Here is a 223-nt window from a genome sequence, read left to right as displayed (position 1 = left end):
TGTAATTCTGTCTGTGGAAATGCCGTATTTACGGCTTCTTTCATACCCGAAAGGCCATCGGCACATATCACGAGGACGTCCTTTACGCCGCGATTTTTCAGCTCATTCAGGACTCCAAGCCAGTACTTTGCACTCTCGTTTTCTCCGATATGTATGGATAAAACTTCCTTGTGACCTGTCAAGCTTACTGCAAGGATTACATATGCTGCAAGCTTTTTTATCT

General features: G+C 43.9%; 1 protein-coding gene. It reads right to left on the bottom strand.

The genetic code is table 11. From position 1 onward, the window contains the following. Positions 1-223 (bottom strand): transposase (locus LI114_RS14070; RefSeq protein WP_227221175.1); only part of this gene is annotated, 223 nt, incomplete at both ends.

Source organism: Ruminococcus sp. 210702-SL.1.03 (genome assembly GCF_020559915.1).
Classification (GTDB): Bacteria; Bacillota; Clostridia; order Oscillospirales; family Ruminococcaceae; genus YE71.
The sequence above is the reverse complement of the archived record's forward strand: the minus strand, read 5'-3'. Positions and strand labels throughout refer to the sequence as shown.